The sequence below is a fragment of the Microbacterium sp. P2_F9 genome, assembly GCF_056403635.1.
Map to the genome: position 1 here is coordinate 1 of NZ_JBFUFC010000025.1, position 17,202 is coordinate 17,202.

Here is a 17,202-nt window from a genome sequence, read left to right on the forward strand (position 1 = left end):
GCTTGGCCTCGCGATGCTGTTCTTCGTCGCGGGCTCGGAGGTCGAGTTCACCGTGTTCCGCGGCCGGATGGGCCGCAACGCCGTGATCGGCTGGCTGCTCAGCCTCCTGATCGGCATCGGGGTCGGCTGGCTGATCGCTCCCGGCGAGGCGGCGGTCATCATCGGCATCGCGCTCAGTTCCACGGCGCTCGGGACGATCCTCCCGATCCTGCGCGATGCCGGCGAGCTGCGCACCCCGTTCGGCCGCGCGATGGGCGCAGTCGGGGCCGTGGGCGAGTTCGGCCCGCTCATCGCGATCTCGATCTTCCTCGGCAGCCGGGCCCCCGACATCTCCGCGCTCGTGCTCGCGGTGTTCGCGCTGGTCGCGGGACTCTCCATCTGGCTCGCCTTCAAACTGCCGCGCGGCGCGATGCACCGCTTCGTCAACTCGAGCCTGCACACCTCGGGGCAGTTCGCGATCCGCGTAGTGCTGTTCATCCTCGCCGGCCTGCTCACCCTCAGCATCGTGCTCGACCTCGACATCCTGCTCGGCGCCTTCACCGCCGGCATCGTCTGGCGCCTCATCATGCGCGACGCAGCAGAGTCGGATCGCGCGGCGGTCGAGAGCAAGGTCGAGGCTGTCGCCTTCGGGTTCCTCGTGCCGATCTTCTTCATCTACACCGGGCTGACGTTCGACCTCGATGCCCTCCTCGCCCAGCCGACCCTGTTCCTTCTGCTCCCCGTGGCACTTGTCGCACTGCTGATCGTGCGCGGCCTTCCGTCCATGCTGGCGGCCCCACCGGGATCGACCGGGCGGGATCGGGTTTCCATCGTTCTGCTGGGCGCCACCGCGTTGCCCATCATCGTCGCCGTGACGGCCATCGGGGTCGACGAGAAGATCATCTCGTCGGCGAATGCGGCGCTGCTCGTCGGCGCGGGCATGCTCTCGGTGCTCCTCTTCCCGCTTGTCGCCATGGCGGTTCGCGGTGAGCGCAGCACGTCGGCGGCCCTCCCGCTCGAGGACGATCTGGCGTGACGAGCCCGAGTTCATCCGAAGCGCCGTTCCAGACCTTGTTCGCCGATGCCCGCGCCGTGCTGGCCGCCGCGCCGCAGGAGCCGCTGGGGGAGCTGCGCACCCCGCGCCGCGTGCTCGGCATGTCGCGGGCGCCCCGGATAGTCCGGGTCGGCGGTGCGTGGCACCTGGGCGTCCTGCTGATCGGCGCCGACGCCGTGTACGCGACCGGCGACATCGTGCGCGCCCGCGCTGAGGCGCCACGGGGGTTCACCGCCGAGTCGCAGCGCACGCGAGCCGAGCTCGCCGCCGCGGCACGGCGCGGCGGATTCGCCGAGGGCGAGGCGGTGCACGTCGGATGGCGGATGCTGCAGCCCGGCGCCCTCGCGGAGGGCGAGGCATCCGGTCCCCTGGCGTTGCGCGACGGCATCCCGAGCGTGCGGTGGAGCKCCGCCGGCGGCTGGATGCCGTTGCGACGCTACCTCGACGAGCGCATCGCGCTGCTGCTCGAGCCGCCATCGGGGGCGTGACGGGCGGGATGTCAACCCCTGGCTGATCGGGGCCAGGCTTCCATAGCGTGAAGTGATGGAACCCACCGCGAAGGATCTCGTCCGTCAGATCGTCGTGATCTCGGCCACCGTCTACATGCTGATCGCCGCGGCCGTCGGAACCGGAGCGCTGGGTGGAACCTCCGTGCAGGACCTGCAGGGCGGCGCACTCGCGGCCGATGGCTCGTACCTCGCGCCGGCCTCACCCGCATTCTCGATCTGGAGCCTGATCTACCTCCTGCTGGTCGCCTATGCGGTCTGGCAGGCGCTGCCGTCGCAGCGCAGCCGTCCCCGCCAGCGCGCGGTCGGGTGGTGGATCGCCGCCACGGCAGTGCTCAACGGGACCTGGCTCGTCCTGGCCCAATTCGCGAACCTCATCCTGACCGTCGTCGGCATCGTGGTGCTCCTCATCGCCCTGTGTGCGACCTTCGTGCAGACTTTCCGCTTTCCCGCCGAGGGCTTCGCCGACAGCATCCTCATTGACGGCGCGACGGGGCTCCACCTCGGCTGGGTGTCGCTGGCGACCGTCGCCAACATCTCTGCCTGGCTGACGACGCTGGGTCCATCGTGGTGGGCGGAGACCGCCGACGTGTGGGGCATCACGACGCTCGTGCTGGTCGGAGTGATCGGTGTGACGATCGCGTCGGCGAGCGAATGGCGGGTCACGCCCGGCCTGGCGATGGGATGGGGCCTTGCCTGGATCGCGGTCGGGCGCCTGCACGGTGAGCCCCCGAGCCAGCCGATCGGGATCACCGCTGCCGTGGTGGCGATCGTCGTGATCGCGGTGCCGGTGATCGGGACCCTCGCGGCTCGCGCAATCGACATGCGCAACGCCGAGGCGTGAGCCTCAGGCGGTCGACCCGAACGCCCGCGCGAACGCCCGCAGCAGTCGCACCGGTTCGGTGACGGATGCCGCGAGCACGTGGCCGGCGATCAGGTCGTACTCGCTCGCCGCGAAGTAGCCGTCGTCGCGATAGACGGCCATGCGCCGGGTGAAGGCGTGGGTCGTCGGCTCCGGGTGGAACTGGGTCGCGTAGAGCCGGTCGCCGACGCGGTAGGCCTGGACGGGGCATCCGTCGTTCGTCGCGAGCAGCACGCCGTCGGGGGGGACGACAGCCGACCCCTCCTTGTGTGCGGTGAGGGCGGTGAACCGGCTGGCGAGGCCGCCGAGGAGGGGGTCTGCCCGGCCCTGCGGCGTGAGTTCGACCGGAGCGGGGCCGGTGTCTTCGGGGAAGGCCCGGCTCACCTGGCCGCCCAGGAAACGGGTGACCACGCCGATGCCGTAGCAGGTGAACAGGGCCGCGGTCTGGCGCGCGACCGCACGCTCGGCGATGCGCTCGAGGTCGCGCTCCAAACGGCGCTGCACGACGGTCTTGGTGGACTCGGGGTCGGTGACGTTGAACGGGCTCCCACCGACGAAGAAGCCGCTGTAGCGGTCGAACACGTCGTCGGGGAGCGGCTCGCGCACGAGGTCGTGCTGCGCCAGTCGCGACTCGTCGAGGTGGGCGGCCGCGCGGAATGACTCGTACTCCGCCGCCGCGGCACCCTGCTGTGGTCGCACGCACACGTACAGCAGCGGCGGGCTCGTCATGGCGCGATTCTAAAGCGGCGCGGCGGGCCGGCGCGAGGCGGCCGTCATCCGCCGTGACCCGAATCAGGGCCGCCGCCGATTCCCCCGGAAGAAAAGTTCGTGCGGCATGTATCAGAAGCGCTCTACCGCTCTCTGCTCAGTGTGGACACAATGGGCGTTATGACGCATGGGGGCGCCGAGGCATCCGTCGACGCGGCGGAGCCGACGCGATGGCAGCACGCCGCTGACCTCTTCCTGCGCTGGCGCGACGGCGACAGCCGGGCGATGGACGAATTGGTCCGCCTCATGTCTCCCCTCCTCTGGCACGTGGTGCGGGCCTATGGGCTCGATCACGCGCTGACGCAGGACGTGGTGCAGACCACCTGGCTGACCCTCGTGCGCCGGCACGAGACCATCCTCGACCCCCAGGCTGTGTCGGGGTGGCTCACGATGTGCGCCCGCCGCGAGGCGTGGCGCGTCGGAAAGCAGCACCGCCTCGACGAGGCGAAAGAGGCCGAGTCGCTCGAGCCCCATCTCCCCCTTCACGAATCCGCCGAGCAGACCGCGGCGACCGACGACGAGTCCCGTCGCCTGTGGGTCGCCGTCGGAGTGCTCAACGAGCGATGCCAGCGCCTGCTGCGGATCGTCGCGTTCGAGGATCGGCCCGATTACGCGCGGATCGCTGAGGATCTCGCGATGCCGGTCGGGTCCATCGGACCGACGCGCCAGCGCTGTCTCGCCAAGCTCCGCGCCTTGCTCGAGGGCGACGGATGGGAAGGTGACGACGATGGACACTGAGGACTTCGCCGCGGATGCGGCGCTCTTCGCGCGACTTCGGGGGGTATGGGACGAGATGGATCCCGTGCCGGCCGACTTCGTCGATCGCATGGTCGCCGCGGTCGCGGTCGAGGATCTGTCCCGCGAGTACGCGCTCCTGACGCTCGTCGAGGAGTCCGCCCTCGCCGCCGTGCGCGGGGAGAGCGACACCGCCACGATCCAGTTCAGCCACGGCGAGACGAACGTGCTCGTGCACGTCACCGTCACCGAAGACGGCGCGCGCCGCGTCGACGGCTGGGTGGATGCCGTGACCCTCGCCATCCGCCTCGTCCAGGGCGACCGCGATTGGTCAGCCGAGGCGGGGGAGCACGGACGCTTCGCGTTCGACTCGGTGCCCGCCGGGCTCACGCAGCTGCGCCTCGTCGTGCGCGGCGCCGATGGCGAGCTGCACGACTTCCAGACCCCGCAATTCGAACTCTGATTGTGATCGGATGCCGCGACCCTCAGGCCGCGTCATTCCTCCTGTGAACGAAAGGCACGACAGATGGCAGGCAAGACGTGGCGCGACCGGGAAGCAGCGGATGAGCCTCGGGGCGTTTTCCTCGATCCGAGGCGTGAGCCCGTCCCAGGGTTGCGCGCGTTCGACACGGTTTATGCACCGGGACACCTGCTCATCTCCGGACAGACGCTCGACGCCGAAAGCCTGCTGAGGTCTGCCGGCGACGAGCTCGGGTGGGACGTCGAGATCGACACCATCCGCGACGGCTCGGACTCCGGCGATCTGCTGAGCTGGGCACGCATCATCCAGGCGCCCAAGCCGGATCGCGACGACGAGCCCGTGCCACCGGTCGACGCCTGGCGCCTGCTGCAGCACGCACGACGCAAGGCGCTGCTGACGGCAGAGGTCGGTCCGGTCGAGGACATCCCGCTCCCCGCGCCGGGCAGCGCGGAGGCGAGGGGCTTCAACAAGGACGACGAGGAGAAGAAGCGCGGCTCGGAGGTCTCGCAAGCGAGGCGGAGGATCGCACGCGGCGCCGCCCGCTCCGTCGATCGCAGCTGGCTGAAGGCCGGCGCCAACGCCGATTCCGACAGCGAGGACGATCCCTATGCCTCCCTTGATGGAGACGTCCCCGAACTCCGGGGCGTCGGGCTCGATCACGTCCTCCTGGTCGATCCCATCGGGCTCAACCCGCACACTCAGACGAACCCGCACACTCAGACGAACCCGCACACTCAGACGAATCCCTCGGGCGTTGTCGGCTACGCGTATCCCGGCGGCGGTGGACTGGAGCTCGTGTCGTATATCGGTGCCGAACCCGCCCGGAAGCCCGACCCGCTCCCAGCCGGAGCCCGGCGGCCGGTCGTGGCCATCGTCGACACCGGCTGCGGAGTTCTCGAAGGCTGGCTGCCCGCAGGCACGGAAGCAGCGGGCGACGTCGTGCGTCGTCGGCCACCGTCGCCTACTCGTGCAGGCACGGTCATCGGCATCGAGGACGAGAGCACGAATCCCGAGGTGTACGGCGACCAGGCAGGTCCGCTGGACGGCTATCTGGACAACGCCTCGGGTCACGGCACTTTCGTGGCCGGCATCGTCCGTCAGCTGTGCCCCGACGCCAACCTCATCTCGATCCGCATTGCCGACAGCAATGGCACCGTGCTCGAGAGCGAACTGATCGATTCCGTTGAAGAGCTCGCCGCGTGGGTGGAGAGCGGCACCGACGATGACCCCCACCACATCGACGTGCTGAATGTCTCGATGGGCTACTACCACGAGACTCCTGAGGACGGTCGATTCAGTCTCCGACTGTATGACGCGCTCCTCAGGCTCCGTAGACGGCAATGCGTGGTGGTGTGCTCGGCCGGAAACGACTCCACCGATCGTCCGACGTTCCCCGCGGCCCTCTGGGCGGGTGGGGAGCCGAGCCTGAATCTCACGGAGACGGAGACTCTGGCCCGGCACCTGGCGATCGGAGCACTCAACCCTCAGCGCACATCGGTCGCGCTCTACAGCAACATCGGTCCCTGGGTGTCGGCGTTCGCGCCGGGCACCTCCATTCTGAGCACGTTCCCCAAGCTCCAGGGTGGCGTTCAGGCGGGTTCCAAGGACGACATCTATCCCCACCGGCGGCAGGGCCTTGATCCTGACGACTACTCGAGTGGCTTCGCGATCTGGAGCGGCACCTCGTTCGCGGCACCTTACGTGGCCGGCGCGATCGCGGCTCAACTCGCACCCGTGCTGATGTCGGCACCGGCGCCTGTCGCGGCGCCACCCTCGCCCGAAGCCGCCCTCGCCGCGGCGGCCGTCGTCAAAGAGAACGCGGTGAAGGCGGCCATGGACGCGCTCGCGACTCTCGATCAGTCGAGGATGGACCAGCCGCCGCAGCCGTGATCGGTCTCCGCGCGGCTGGCGCGGCGACCGGGTCCGGTGGGAGAGATGGCGCACGCCGGCCGACGAGGCCATCATGACAGGGTGACGCTCGAGGCCGGGGACCTGTACGAGCGCGGTCGTGTGCAGGCCAATCGAGGCCGGTACCCCGACGCGCGCCGGACGCTGTCCGCCGCGGCCGAGAAGGCCGCTGCTGCAGGGGACGGCGAGCTCGAAGCGCGCATCGCGGGAACGACAGCGTATGTGCTCGCGCGGCTCGGCGACGTCGATGGCGGTGAGCGGCTCTGCCTCGATGCTCTCGCACGCGGCGGGCTGTCGCGTGACGCCGTCGCCCAGCTGCAGGGTCAGCTGGGCTCGCTGGCGCTCGAGCGAGGCATGCTCGACGACGCCGCGACCTGGCTCACGCGCAGTATCAGAGGGCTGAGCCACGATCCCGTGCGGCAGGCGAACATGCGGTTGAACCGCAGTGTGGTCGACATGCAACGGGGCCGGCTGGACGAAGTCATGGACGACCTCGCAGCGGCGGAAGCCGCCTACCGGGAGGCGGGCCTCTCCTCGCAGGCGAATCTCGCGGTGCACAATCGTGGCTACGCCCTCATGCTCGCGGGCGACCTCGTCGCAGCTCTGCAGTTGATGCAGTCGGTGCGGGAGCCCCTGGACGGAGAGTCCGAGCTGTGGGCGGCCATCAATGAGCTCGACCGCGCCGAGGTGCTGCGTGAGGCCGGACTGGTCACGGAAGCCGAGCGCAGCCTCGTGAGCGTTTCGGTCGCATTGGGCCGGCATCGCGCCCCGCGCGAGCGCGCTACGGCCGATTACCACCTGGCGAGGTCGCTGCTCAACCACGACCCGGAACACGCGGCGCTTGTCGCGGCGGCATCGCGGCGAAGGTTCCAGCGCGTCGGAAGCCAGGGGTGGGCCGTCCGCGCGGAAGCGATCCGGCTGCGGGCACGACTCGCCGTCGGGCGAATCGACCGGGCGGGGGAGCCTGTTCGCGTGCCCCGGACGCTCCCGTCCGCCCGTCAGATCCAGGACGTCGTGCAGGAGCTCCGCGGGGGAGGGTTCACCCTCGAAGCGGACGCGCTTCGGCTCACCGATCTGCTCGCGCGAATCCGGCGGAACTCGATTACGACGGTCCCGCGGCTGCAGGTGGGAGCACGGACTCCGCTCGAAGTGGCGCTGCTGATCTACGAGGTGCGCGCGGCCGACGCAGCCAGGCATGCCCGAGAAGCCGAGGTGCGTGCCCAGGCGGCACGGGGTCTGGATCTGCTGGTGCGCACGCAGCTCGCCACCGGCAGCCTCGACCTGCAGGCCTCGGGGGCGATGCGCGGTGTGAGCCTCACCGTGTCCGGCCTCTCGTCCGCCGTGCGGTCGCGGCGCCACGACGTGGTGTTCGACTGGTCGGAGCGAGCACGACTCGTGAACCAGCAGATCCTGCCCGTCCGGCCGCCGCCGGATCCGGCACTTGCCGCCGACCTCTCCGAGCTGCGTGTGCTGCGCTCCGCCGAGCCGGACGGCGACTGGCTCGCCAGTCCTCGGGCGCTGCTGCTGCGCGATCGCGCGCGGGACCGGCAATGGTCGGGAACGGGTGCCGGGGAGCTGCGCCGTCGCGCGAGTCTCGAAGAGGTGCGAGGCGAGCTCACCCACGGCGAAGCGTTCGTCTCCTACGTGTTCGACGGGCGCGGTCTGGCGGCGCTCGCCGTCTCACCGGATCGAGTGCAGTTGGCGGACCTCGATTGGCCGGCGGTCCGCGCCGCTCTCAACGGCATTCGCGCGGACCTCGAGGTGTCGGCCACCCTGACCTCCGGCCCGATGGCGAAGGCCGTGCGGGCGAGTCGAGACGACCGCCTCGCCGTGCTGTCCACCCTTCTCGTTGCTCCCCTGGCTGCGTCGCTCGACGATGCCGCGCGGATCGTCCTCACGGCCCCCGGCGTGCTCTCCGGGCTCCCGTGGACGATGCTGCCCGCCCTGCGTGCGCGCCCGCTGACGGTGGCGTCGTCGGCGTCGGGGTGGATGCACGAGCGTCGGCGCGGCGCCCGGGCGCCGACGACGGCGGGCTTCGCGGTCGGTCCCCGTGTGGCGCGAGGCGAAGAGGAGGTGAGCGCAGCGGCATCCGGCTGGACCGACGCGAGAGCTTTCCACGGCGAGGCCGCATCGGTGGATGCCGTCACCCGCATGGCATCGCAGGTCGACGTGCTGCATATCGCCGCCCACGGACGCCACGCCGCCGACAATCCCCTGTTCTCGGGTCTCGAGCTCGCCGACGGCGCGCTCTTCGGCTACGACATCGATCTCATGGAGTCGGTGCCCGAGACCGTGGTGCTCTCATCGTGCGAGGTCGGGCGATCGTCCGTGCGCTGGGGAGAGGAGGCGGTGGGCATGGCGCGAGTCTGGCTCCACGGCGGTGCGCGCTGCGTGATCGCCGCGTCCGTCGTCGTGGCGGATGACGCCGCCTGCGAACTGCTCGGCGCCATGCACGGTGGCCTCGCTGCCGGCGAGGCGCCCGCGATCGCGCTCGCCCATGCCGCCGCGCAGACCGGAGTGGTCTCGCCGTTCCAGGCCCACGGCATCGGATTCTGAAGATCGATGTATCAGAACGCCCCGGGCGTGCTCCTGTTGTTCGGTGAAGACTCGCATCCGCCCGGATCGGGGGACTGACGGGCACTTTTGGGGGCCGGAGGCAACGCAAGGGCGTGTTCGGGACACGCAGCCTCCTGAGTCGGACCCACGGGGGATGTCGCAGGGCCTCAGGCCGGCGGCATCCCCCGCTCTCGATCCTGCTCAGCGCGAGGAGTTCGGGGTGCGTCCGCGCACGATGCCGACGAAGGCCTGCACCGCCGGCGTCGTCCGATCGGCAGGCCAGGCCAGCGCCACGGTCGACACCGGCCCGTCGCGCAGCGGCCGGAAGTCGACATCTTTGCGATGATGCAGGCGCGCCAGCGACATCGGCACGATCACGACGCCGATTCCCGCAGCGACCGTCGCGATGGCCAATTCGGTGTCTTCCGGCGGGGCGAAGGACGGTGCGATCGCGTCGGGCACCGCCAGATGCAGCACATCGTCACGCGGCACGACGACGATCTCGCCCGCCAGGTCTGCGTAGTCGAGCTCGTCCGCGGCCATCAGATGGGAGTCGGCGGCAGCCACGACGACGGGCCGCTCGTCGTAGAGCGGGATGACGTGCAGCCCCTCCGCGTCGATCGGCAGGCGCACGAGTGCGGCGTCGAGCCCACCGTCTCGCAGGGCCGGGTCCTGCTCGGCGACCGAGATCGGGTGCAGGCTCAGCTCGACCCCCGGCATCCGCTCCTGCCACGCATCGATCCACTTGCCCGGCGTCGCACCGGGGATCACGCCGAGCGCCAACGGGCCCACGACGAGGAGGGTGTCGGATGCCGGTGCTTCGGCGGGCTTGCGGGCGGCGGGTTTGGCGGGCTTGCCCCCGGAACCCGGCTTGGCCGGCTTGATGGGTCGCTTGGCTGAGGCAGGCCGCCCCGGGCGGAGGGGTCGCCCGCGCGCGCCGCGGGAACCACCCGATTTCGCCATTCCGCCAGCGTAGCCGCGGAGCGATATCGTTCGGACATGATCACGATCCTCGCAACCGTCTTCGGAGGCCTCGCGGCCGTGCTGCACGTCTACATCTTCGTGATGGAGAGCGTGCAGTGGAGCCAGCCTCGAGTCTGGAAGCGGTTCGGTGTGCCCGACCAGGCGGCGGCCGACACGATCAAGCCGATGGCCTACAACCAGGGCTTCTACAACCTGTTCCTCGCCATCGGGGCGATCATCGGCGTCGTGCTGTTCCTGGTGGGCGATCCGGGAACGGTCGCGGCTGTCGCGGGACGGACGCTCGCGCTGTTCACCCTGGGGTCGATGGTCGCCGCGGCGCTCGTGCTGCTCACGACCGGCCGCAGCTATCTGCGGGCGGCGCTCATCCAGGGAACGCTGCCGCTGATCGGGTTCGCCCTGTTCCTCTTCGCCTGACGCGAGGGCCATCCGTTCGCCCGGAACAGCGTCAGGGCGCGTGTCAAGCGGGTGGGCCATGGCGCGGACCCGACCTATCGTGCTGGCATRACAGATCACATCTCACGCGCGCGAACCGACATCGACGCCCCGCCCGACCGCGTGTGGCAGCTTCTGACGCAGCGCGGACCCGACCCCGACATCATGTTCGGAGCCGAGGTGATCAGCGATTTCACGGTGGGATCGCCGATCGTCTGGAAGGGCGAGTGGGAGGGCAAGACGTTCGAGGACAAGGGCGAGATCGTCGCGATCGATGCCCCATCACGACTCGCGGTGACGCACTACAGTCCACTCTCGGGCGAGCCGGACAGCCCGGAGAACTACCATCGCCTGGCGTTCGATCTCGAGCCGATCACCTCCGGCACGCGCGTCACGCTCGTTCAGGACGGCAACGCGAGCGAAGAGGCCGCGGAGCACTCCACCGCGAACTGGCAGACGATGCTCGACGGGCTGAAGAAGGCCGCCGAACGCGCCTGAAGACCGGGTCAGGCGGCGAGCCGCAGACCCCGCCGGTCGGTGGCTACGAGTTCTCCGTCGCCGACGATCTCATCGTCGCGGATCAGCGAACCCACCGCGACGCGGGCACCTCGGCCGACCGAGGCGCGGACGCCGATCTTGGCGCTCGCGCCGATCGCGGCACCAGGTCCGATGTGGGCGTGCGGAGCGATCTCGACTTCCGGGCCGATCACGGCATCCGACTCGACCCACACTCCGCGGCCGACGTGGGCACCCGCCGCGATCTGAACCCCGGGCTCGACGTATGCACCCGCTTCGACGACGGCACTCGGGTGAACCCGGGCTCCATTCGCGATGAGACCCCGCCCGTTGACGTGCTTGCGGTAGCGCAGCGTCTCGCCACGTTCGTTCTCGATGTCGACGTAGTTCTTACCCACGGTCCCCTCCTGCGGCACCATACCGGGCCGAGTACATGAATAACGCCGCTCCCAGGTGATTCATTCCCTGCGGTCAGGCCTCGCCCTGTACTGGTTGTTCGGAGGTGACACGAATTCGGATTCCCCGAGGTTCAGTTCGGGTGAGGATCGGGGTCGCGAGGTGTGTCCCTGGCAGCATTCAGCCGTCGCGAGGCTCCGGTCGGCGGCGCCACCTGGCACGAGGGACACCAGAAGACGATGCGCTCGCGCGTCGGGTCGGCTCCGAGCGCTCCGCCGCGGATCAGGGTGCCGCACCGCCGGCAGGGCCTGCCTTCGCGCCGATACACCCAGGTCGTGCGGCCGGGTCGGGTGTCGCCCGTGAACGTGCGGTCGACGCGATCGCGGTTGGCGCGGATCATGCGGGCTCCGAGATCGACGATGGCGGCGGCATCCGTCTCGGTCGCCGGAGTGGTCGGAAGGATGCCGCGCACGAAGAGGATCTCGTTGGCGTATTCGTTGCCGAACCCGGCGATGCTGCGCTGGTCCTGCACTGCGACGTGGACGGGTCTCGGATCGGCGGCGAGACGCCGCGCCGCCTCCGCGGGGTCCCAGTCGTCGGCGAGCGGATCCGGTCCGAGGTAGCCGACGAGCCGCTCCTCGTCGCGGGTCGGGACGAGCTCGATCTCGGCGATGTCGAAGCCGACCGTCTCGATGTCCTCCGTGCTGACGATCGCGCGGGCTTTGAACCCCGGCGCGCGCCAGCGCTCGCCGGGGCGATGGATGTCCCACGACCCTTCCATCTTGAGGTGGGAGTGCAGCGTCCACGGCCCGATCCGGTGCAGCAGATGCTTGCCGCGCGCGGCGACGCTGTGGATGGGCTCGCCGCGCAGGTCGGCGGTCGCGGCCTGCGGCACGCGCAGCTCGAACCTGGTGACCTCGTGCCCCGCGAGCACGGCGTCCAGCCGGCGGGCGAGGCGATGGACGGTGTCGCCCTCAGGCACGGGCGGCTCGCAGTTCGTCGCCGGCGGTCACCCGCCGCAGGGTGAGTCCGCGCGTCGACTCGACGAACCCGGCATCGCGCAGCGCGCGGCCGACCTCCGTCCCGTAGACGAACGCACCGTTGACCTGCTCGATCGTGAGCGTGTCGAGCCGCCTCGCCCGCGCGGTCGCGGCGAGGTCACGGGCGGCCGCGGCGACGCGCTGCGCGTCGTCGTCGAACGCAAGCGCCGACTTGCCGCCGCGCTCGAGGTACAGCACGAGCGCGCCGTCGACGAGCACGACGAGTCCGCCGGCCTTGCGGCCCGGCCGATGGCCGACGCCCTCGAGCGCGGGCCAGGCGAGCGCGGCGCCGTACGGGTTCGCGGGATCCGTGGCGGCCAGGGTGACGGCTGTGAGCGGCGCCGGATCGGGCACGCCCGCGAAGCCCCGCAGCCGGTCGACCGTGGTGGATGCCGCGAACTGGGCCGCGCCGAGCTTCTCGATCACGTAGCCGCGGCGGCAGTGGCCGGCCTCCTCGAACCCGGCGAGCACCCGGTAGGCCTGCGCGAAGCCGCCCGGGAGCCCCTCGGACTGCACCGAGCCGCGAGTTACAACGCCGTACCGGTCGAGCAGCAGGCTCGCGGCCGCGGTCGCGCGCAGCGTCGGATCCGGCTCGGGGGTCGGCAGCAGCGACCATCGTCCGCCGACCGCGGTCGGCCGAGGCGGGACGGATGCCGCGACCGTGCGCACCGCGGCGCCCCGGTAGAGCCGGGCCCGAGGTGCGCGACGGGTGGTGCGATGCGCTTGGGAGCCGCCGCCGATCAGCGTGCGCACCGGGGCGAAGGTGTCGTTCGTGACGCGCCCGCTCCACGTGAGATTCCACAGGGCCTCGGTGACCGACTGCTCGTTCTCCGCCCCGGTGAGCTGCCGGAGCTGCCCGGCGAAGTACGCGCCGCCGAGAGCGAGCGACGCCAGCAGCTGCGCCTCGAGGCTCCCGGCGGCCGGCTCGAGCGCATCGTCGAGCTCGGCCATGGTGAGGGACGCCGACTCGGCCGGATGCAAGGCGATCCAGCCGTCGCGGCCGGGAAGGGAGCCATGGCCCGACCAGAGCACCTCGCCCGAGGAGGTGAGCTCGTCGAGCAGCGCAGGGGTGTAGTCCGCGACCCGGCTCGGGAGGATCAGCGACTCCCAGGCGCTCGCCGGGATCGGCACGCCGGCGAGCTGCTCGATGACGGCCGCGACCCCATCCAGGCCCTCCAGCGGCCGGGTCACGTGCTGCCAGGTGGGGAGGAACCGCGCGAAGGCATCCTGTGAGACCGGCTCGACGGTGCCGCGGATGGCGGCGAGCGAGCGCATGCGCAGCCGCCGGAGCACCTCGGTGTCGCACCACTCGGTCTCGTCGCGCGCGGTGGCGTACCCGTCGCCGTCAACGCTCGTTCGTGCCGCGTCGGAGAGGAAGAAGCCGATCGTCACCCGCCCCTGCGATTCGAGGCGCTGCAGCGTGAGCCGGGCGACGGCGATCCCCACACCGAGCCGGTCTGCGACCGCAGCCGCGGTGAACGGGCCGTGCGTGCGGGCGTGCCGGGCGACGAGGTCGCCGAGGGGATCGGCGATCGGGTCGAGGAACGCTGTCGGAATTCCGACAGGCAGCGCGACCCCGAGCGCATCGAGCAGGCGCCCCGCATCCTCGATCGCGGCGAACCGCGGCGCCCCGGCGATCGTGACCCGGATGACCCGGCGCGCCGCGACGAGATCCTCGAGGAACGCGGATGCCTCGGCCTCGGTCGCGGAGTGCTCGGCCTCATCCACGGCTTGCAGGCGCACCGCGACCTCGCCGGCATCCAGGGGCCCCAGCATCCGGAGCAGGTCGGCGACGCCCTCGAGGCCACGCGCGCGGCGTTCGGGGTCGAGGCGCTGCACCTCGCGTTCGAACTGCGCGATGACGGCGGGGTCGAGCAGCTCGCGCATCTCGACCTTGCCGAGGAGTTCGGAAAGCAGCGCCGGGTCGACCGAGAGCGCGGCGGCGCGCCGCTCGGCGAGCGGCGAATCGCCCTCGTACATGAAGGCGCCGACGTAGCCGAACAGGAGGTCCCGCGCGAACGGCGAGGGCTGGGCAGGCTCGGTCTCGATGAGCCGGATGCGCCGTTCGCCGATCGCACCGGCGATCCGCAGCAGGGCCGGGACGTCGTAGACGTCCTGCAGCACTTCGCGGAGGGTCTCGAGGATGATCGGGAACGTCGGGTACCGGCGGGCGACCTCCAGCAGCTGCGCGGACCGCTGGCGCTGCTGCCACAGCGGCGTCCGTCGCCCCGGGTTGCGTCTCGGCATCAGCAGCGCCCGGGCCGCGCACTCGCGGAAGCGGGAGGCGAACAGCGCCGAGCCGCCCACTTCGTCGGTGACGATCTGCTCGAGCTCGGCCGGGTCGAAGACGAACAGCTCGGCGCCGGGTGGCTCGGCCGTGGCATCCGGGATCCGCGCGATGATGCCGTCATCGCTCGCGACCGCCGACCCGTCGACGCCGAGTCGCTCGCGGATGCGCGCGTTCACGGCCAGCGCCCATGGCGCATGCACCTTCATGCCGTACGGGGAATGCAAGATCACCCGCCAGTCGCCGACCTCGTCCCGGCCGCGCTCGACCGTGAGCGCGCGGTCGGTGGGGAGAGTGCCGGTGGCCTCGCGCTGCTCGGCGAGGTAGGCGAGCAGGTTGCCTGACGCGTTGGCGTCGAGCCCCGCGTCGCGCAGCCGCGCTTCGGCCTTCTCAGGGGTAGCGGCCGAGACCTCCCGCGAGAACGCGCCGAGCGCCTCGCCCAGCTCGGCGGGCCGGCCGAGGCCGTCGCCGTGCCAGAACGGCACCTTTCCCGGCTGCCCGAATGCCGGCACGACATTGACCCGGTCGTGGGTGATCTCCACGATCCGCCAGCTCGTCGTGCCGAGGGTGAAGACGTCGTTCACCCGCGACTCGTAGACCATCTCCTCGTCGAGCTCGCCCACGCGGGCGTTCGCGGTCTCGCCGGCGACGAAGACGCCGAACAGGCCGCGGTCGGGGATCGTCCCGCCGCTGGTCACCGCGATCCGCTGCGCTCCGGGCCGCCCGGTGAGTGTGCCGAGATCGCGATCCCAGATTACCCTGGGCCGCAGCTCCGCGAACTCGTCCGAGGGGAACCGCCCCGCGAGCAGGTCGAGGGTCGCCTCGTAGGCCGAACGGGGCAGCGCGCGGAACGGGGCACTCCGCTTGAGCGTCTCGTACCAGCCTTCGACGTCGATCGGTCCGACCGCGCACGCGGCGACCGTCTGCTGCGCCAGGATGTCGAGCGGGTTCTGCGGCACCGTGATGGATTCGATCCGGCCGGCCAGCATCTGCTCGGTGACGATCGCGGTGTGCAGCACGTCGCTGCGGTGCTTCGGGAACAGCGCCGCCCGGCTCACTTCGCCGACCTGGTGGCCTGCCCGCCCGATCCGCTGCAGGCCCGACGCCGCGCTCGGCGGCGCCTCCACCTGGATGACGAGGTCGACGGCGCCCATGTCGATGCCGAGTTCGAGGCTGCTCGTCGCGACGACGCAGCGCAGGATGCCGGACTTCAGCTCCTCCTCGACCTGCGCGCGCTGCTCCTTCGAGACCGACCCGTGGTGCGCCTTCGCGAGCACCGGGGCAGCGCCCTCCGCAGACCCCGGTGGTCGAGTAGCTTGCGTATCGAGACCGGCCAACATCGCCGCGGGCATCCCTCCGGTCGCTGAGCCTGTCGAAGCGTCGGGAAGGTCCAACCCCATCCGCTCGGAGTAGATCTCGTTCAGCCGGGCGGTCAGCCGCTCGGCCAGGCGCCGCGAGTTGCAGAACACGATCGTGGACCGGTGCTTGACGATCCGGTCGACGATCGCCTCCTCGACGTGCGGCCACACCGAGCCGGTCATCTCGGTCGCCTCCGGTCGGCGTCGGGCGCCCGAACCGCCGTCGGCGAACCAGTCCTCGTCTGCGGGCACTTCTTCAGCCGGCGGCTCCACGCCGTACGAACCCGGCGGCGGAGGCGGGTTCATCATGTCGTCGACGGGGACGATCACCCGCATGTCGAACGCCTTGCTCGAGCGGGGTGCCACGATCTCGACCGGCGCGGATCCGCCCAGGAAGCGGGCGACCTCGTCGATCGGTCGGACGGTCGCGGACAGGCCGATCCGCTGCGCCGGGGCGCCGCCGGGGTTCAGTGACTCTCGCAGCGCGTCGAGGCGCTCCAGGCTGACCGCCAGGTGCGCGCCGCGCTTGGTCGCCGCGACCGCGTGCACCTCGTCGACGATCACGGTGTGCACGCCCGCCAGGGTCTGCCCAGCCTGGCTGGTCAGCATCAGATAGAGCGACTCCGGGGTCGTGATGAGGATGTCGGGGGGCGCGGTGACGAGCTTGCGCCGGTCGCTCGAGGTCGTGTCGCCGGACCGCACACCGACGGTCACCTCGGGCACCGAGATGCCGAGGCGCCGCGCGGACTGCCCGATCCCGACCAGCGGCGACCGCAGGTTGCGCTCCACGTCGACGCCGAGCGCCTTGAGCGGCGAGATGTAGAGGATGCGGGTGGGGGAGGCCGCGGCATCCGTCCGCCGCCGTCTGCCCGCGGCCCGCGCGGGCGCCGCGTCCTTCTCGTGGAACACCCGGTCGATCGCCCAGAGGAACGCCGACAGCGTCTTGCCTGAGCCGGTCGGTGCGACCACGAGCGCGTGCCTGCCGTGCGAGATCGCGTTCCACGCGCCGATCTGCGCGTCGGTGGGGCTGGGGAACGCGCCGCGGAACCAGTCCTGCGTCGCAGGTCCGAACCGCGCGAGCACGTCGCTCATCCGTCCATCCTGCCCGCTGTCGCCGACATCCGGGTCGGACCGACCACCCTGCTTACGGGCGGTCGAGCGGGATCAGCACCCAGAGGATCAGGTAGAGCCCGATCGACAGGCCGAAGAAGACGACGCCGAGCACCATCACGGCCCGCACGATGGTGGCGCTCATCTCGAAGCGGTTCGCGATCGCGGCGCAGACTCCGCCTATCATGCGGTCGGTGCGAGGACGGACGAGGGCGGCCATGCGCCCATCC

15 protein-coding genes are annotated in these 17,202 nt (G+C 71.0%); 9 read left to right on the forward strand and 6 right to left on the reverse strand.

Annotated elements, in window-relative coordinates; all coding sequences use genetic code 11:
* From AC1DVT_RS04370 to AC1DVT_RS04380, 3 genes are all read left to right on the forward strand, one after another.
* Positions 1-1,015: cation:proton antiporter (locus AC1DVT_RS04370; protein ID WP_477386830.1), on the forward strand; the 1,015-nt coding region annotated here is incomplete at its 5' end.
* The gene (locus AC1DVT_RS04375) at positions 1,012-1,521 is read left to right on the forward strand and encodes a glutaminase (RefSeq protein WP_477386832.1); all 510 of its coding nucleotides are present in this window, start codon (positions 1,012-1,014) and stop codon (positions 1,519-1,521) included. The genes AC1DVT_RS04370 and AC1DVT_RS04375, both read left to right, overlap by 4 nt.
* Positions 1,522-1,576: 55 nt before the next feature.
* The gene (locus tag AC1DVT_RS04380; protein WP_457100401.1) at positions 1,577-2,383 is read left to right on the forward strand and encodes a TspO/MBR family protein; all 807 of its coding nucleotides are present in this window, start codon (positions 1,577-1,579) and stop codon (positions 2,381-2,383) included.
* A gap of 3 nt (positions 2,384-2,386) precedes the next feature.
* Here AC1DVT_RS04380 and AC1DVT_RS04385 read toward each other — a convergent pair whose 3' ends face one another.
* Positions 2,387-3,130 carry a glutamine amidotransferase-related protein gene (locus tag AC1DVT_RS04385; RefSeq protein ID WP_457100402.1) on the reverse strand — a complete coding sequence of 248 codons (744 nt, stop codon included), beginning with the start codon at positions 3,128-3,130 and terminating at the stop codon, positions 2,387-2,389.
* 159 nt (positions 3,131-3,289) lie between these two features.
* On the opposite strand from AC1DVT_RS04385, the gene AC1DVT_RS04390 reads away from it, so the two are divergent.
* The 4 genes from AC1DVT_RS04390 to AC1DVT_RS04405 all read left to right on the forward strand — a co-directional run bounded on the left by AC1DVT_RS04390 (position 3,290) and on the right by AC1DVT_RS04405 (position 8,849).
* Entirely contained in the window at positions 3,290-3,907 is a 618-nt protein-coding gene (locus tag AC1DVT_RS04390; RefSeq protein ID WP_477386834.1) for an RNA polymerase sigma factor, read from the forward strand.
* Positions 3,897-4,367, forward strand: coding sequence for a hypothetical protein (locus AC1DVT_RS04395; RefSeq protein ID WP_477386836.1), 471 nt, complete (start codon positions 3,897-3,899; stop codon positions 4,365-4,367). Before AC1DVT_RS04390 ends, AC1DVT_RS04395 begins: the two co-directional genes overlap by 11 nt.
* Before the next feature lie 63 nt (positions 4,368-4,430).
* Entirely contained in the window at positions 4,431-6,275 is a 1,845-nt protein-coding gene (locus tag AC1DVT_RS04400; protein WP_477386838.1) for a S8 family peptidase, read from the forward strand.
* Between the two features lie 81 nt (positions 6,276-6,356).
* Positions 6,357-8,849, forward strand: coding sequence for a CHAT domain-containing protein (locus AC1DVT_RS04405; protein ID WP_477386840.1), 2,493 nt, complete (start codon positions 6,357-6,359; stop codon positions 8,847-8,849).
* 201 nt (positions 8,850-9,050) lie between these two features.
* On the opposite strand, the gene AC1DVT_RS04410 is transcribed toward AC1DVT_RS04405, so the two are convergent.
* Positions 9,051-9,812, reverse strand: coding sequence for a LysR family substrate-binding domain-containing protein (locus tag AC1DVT_RS04410; protein ID WP_477386842.1), 762 nt, complete (start codon positions 9,810-9,812; stop codon positions 9,051-9,053).
* 36 nt (positions 9,813-9,848) lie between these two features.
* Between AC1DVT_RS04410 and AC1DVT_RS04415 the strand changes: the two genes are divergently transcribed.
* Positions 9,849-10,247, forward strand: coding sequence for a DUF1304 domain-containing protein (locus tag AC1DVT_RS04415; RefSeq protein WP_457100408.1), 399 nt, complete (start codon positions 9,849-9,851; stop codon positions 10,245-10,247).
* Positions 10,248-10,298: 51 nt separating this feature from the next.
* Positions 10,299-10,763 (forward strand): SRPBCC domain-containing protein, encoded by a 465-nt coding sequence (locus AC1DVT_RS04420; protein ID WP_477386844.1) that lies wholly within the window; start codon positions 10,299-10,301, stop codon positions 10,761-10,763.
* Between the two features lie 8 nt (positions 10,764-10,771).
* On the opposite strand, the gene AC1DVT_RS04425 is transcribed toward AC1DVT_RS04420, so the two are convergent.
* From AC1DVT_RS04425 to AC1DVT_RS04440, 4 genes are all read right to left on the reverse strand, one after another.
* Positions 10,772-11,179 (reverse strand): LbetaH domain-containing protein, encoded by a 408-nt coding sequence (locus tag AC1DVT_RS04425; protein ID WP_457100410.1) that lies wholly within the window; start codon positions 11,177-11,179, stop codon positions 10,772-10,774.
* 131 nt (positions 11,180-11,310) lie between these two features.
* Positions 11,311-12,159 carry a DNA-formamidopyrimidine glycosylase family protein gene (locus AC1DVT_RS04430; RefSeq protein WP_477386846.1) on the reverse strand — a complete coding sequence of 283 codons (849 nt, stop codon included), beginning with the start codon at positions 12,157-12,159 and terminating at the stop codon, positions 11,311-11,313.
* Positions 12,152-16,954: an ATP-dependent helicase gene (locus AC1DVT_RS04435; protein WP_477386848.1), complete on the reverse strand. Its 4,803-nt coding sequence runs from the start codon at positions 16,952-16,954 to the stop codon at positions 12,152-12,154. Before AC1DVT_RS04435 ends, AC1DVT_RS04430 begins: the two co-directional genes overlap by 8 nt.
* Before the next feature lie 52 nt (positions 16,955-17,006).
* Positions 17,007-17,192, reverse strand: a complete 186-nt coding sequence (locus AC1DVT_RS04440) for a PspC domain-containing protein (protein WP_457100423.1) — start codon at positions 17,190-17,192, stop codon at positions 17,007-17,009.
* Positions 17,193-17,202: the final 10 nt, after the last annotated feature.

Excerpts from the sequence above, each read along its gene's own strand:
- AC1DVT_RS04380 (WP_457100401.1), top strand. The coding sequence starts at position 1,577 with ATGGAACCCACCGCGAAGGATCTCGTCCGTCAGATCGTCGTGATCTCG.
- AC1DVT_RS04385 (WP_457100402.1), bottom strand. The coding sequence starts at position 3,130 with ATGACGAGCCCGCCGCTGCTGTACGTGTGCGTGCGACCACAGCAGGGT.
- AC1DVT_RS04390 (WP_477386834.1), top strand. The coding sequence starts at position 3,290 with ATGACGCATGGGGGCGCCGAGGCATCCGTCGACGCGGCGGAGCCGACG.
- AC1DVT_RS04395 (WP_477386836.1), top strand. The coding sequence starts at position 3,897 with ATGGACACTGAGGACTTCGCCGCGGATGCGGCGCTCTTCGCGCGACTT.
- AC1DVT_RS04400 (WP_477386838.1), top strand. The coding sequence starts at position 4,431 with ATGGCAGGCAAGACGTGGCGCGACCGGGAAGCAGCGGATGAGCCTCGG.
- AC1DVT_RS04410 (WP_477386842.1), bottom strand. The coding sequence starts at position 9,812 with ATGGCGAAATCGGGTGGTTCCCGCGGCGCGCGCGGGCGACCCCTCCGC.
- AC1DVT_RS04415 (WP_457100408.1), top strand. The coding sequence starts at position 9,849 with ATGATCACGATCCTCGCAACCGTCTTCGGAGGCCTCGCGGCCGTGCTG.
- AC1DVT_RS04435 (WP_477386848.1), bottom strand. The coding sequence starts at position 16,954 with ATGAGCGACGTGCTCGCGCGGTTCGGACCTGCGACGCAGGACTGGTTC.
- AC1DVT_RS04440 (WP_457100423.1), bottom strand. The coding sequence starts at position 17,192 with ATGGCCGCCCTCGTCCGTCCTCGCACCGACCGCATGATAGGCGGAGTC.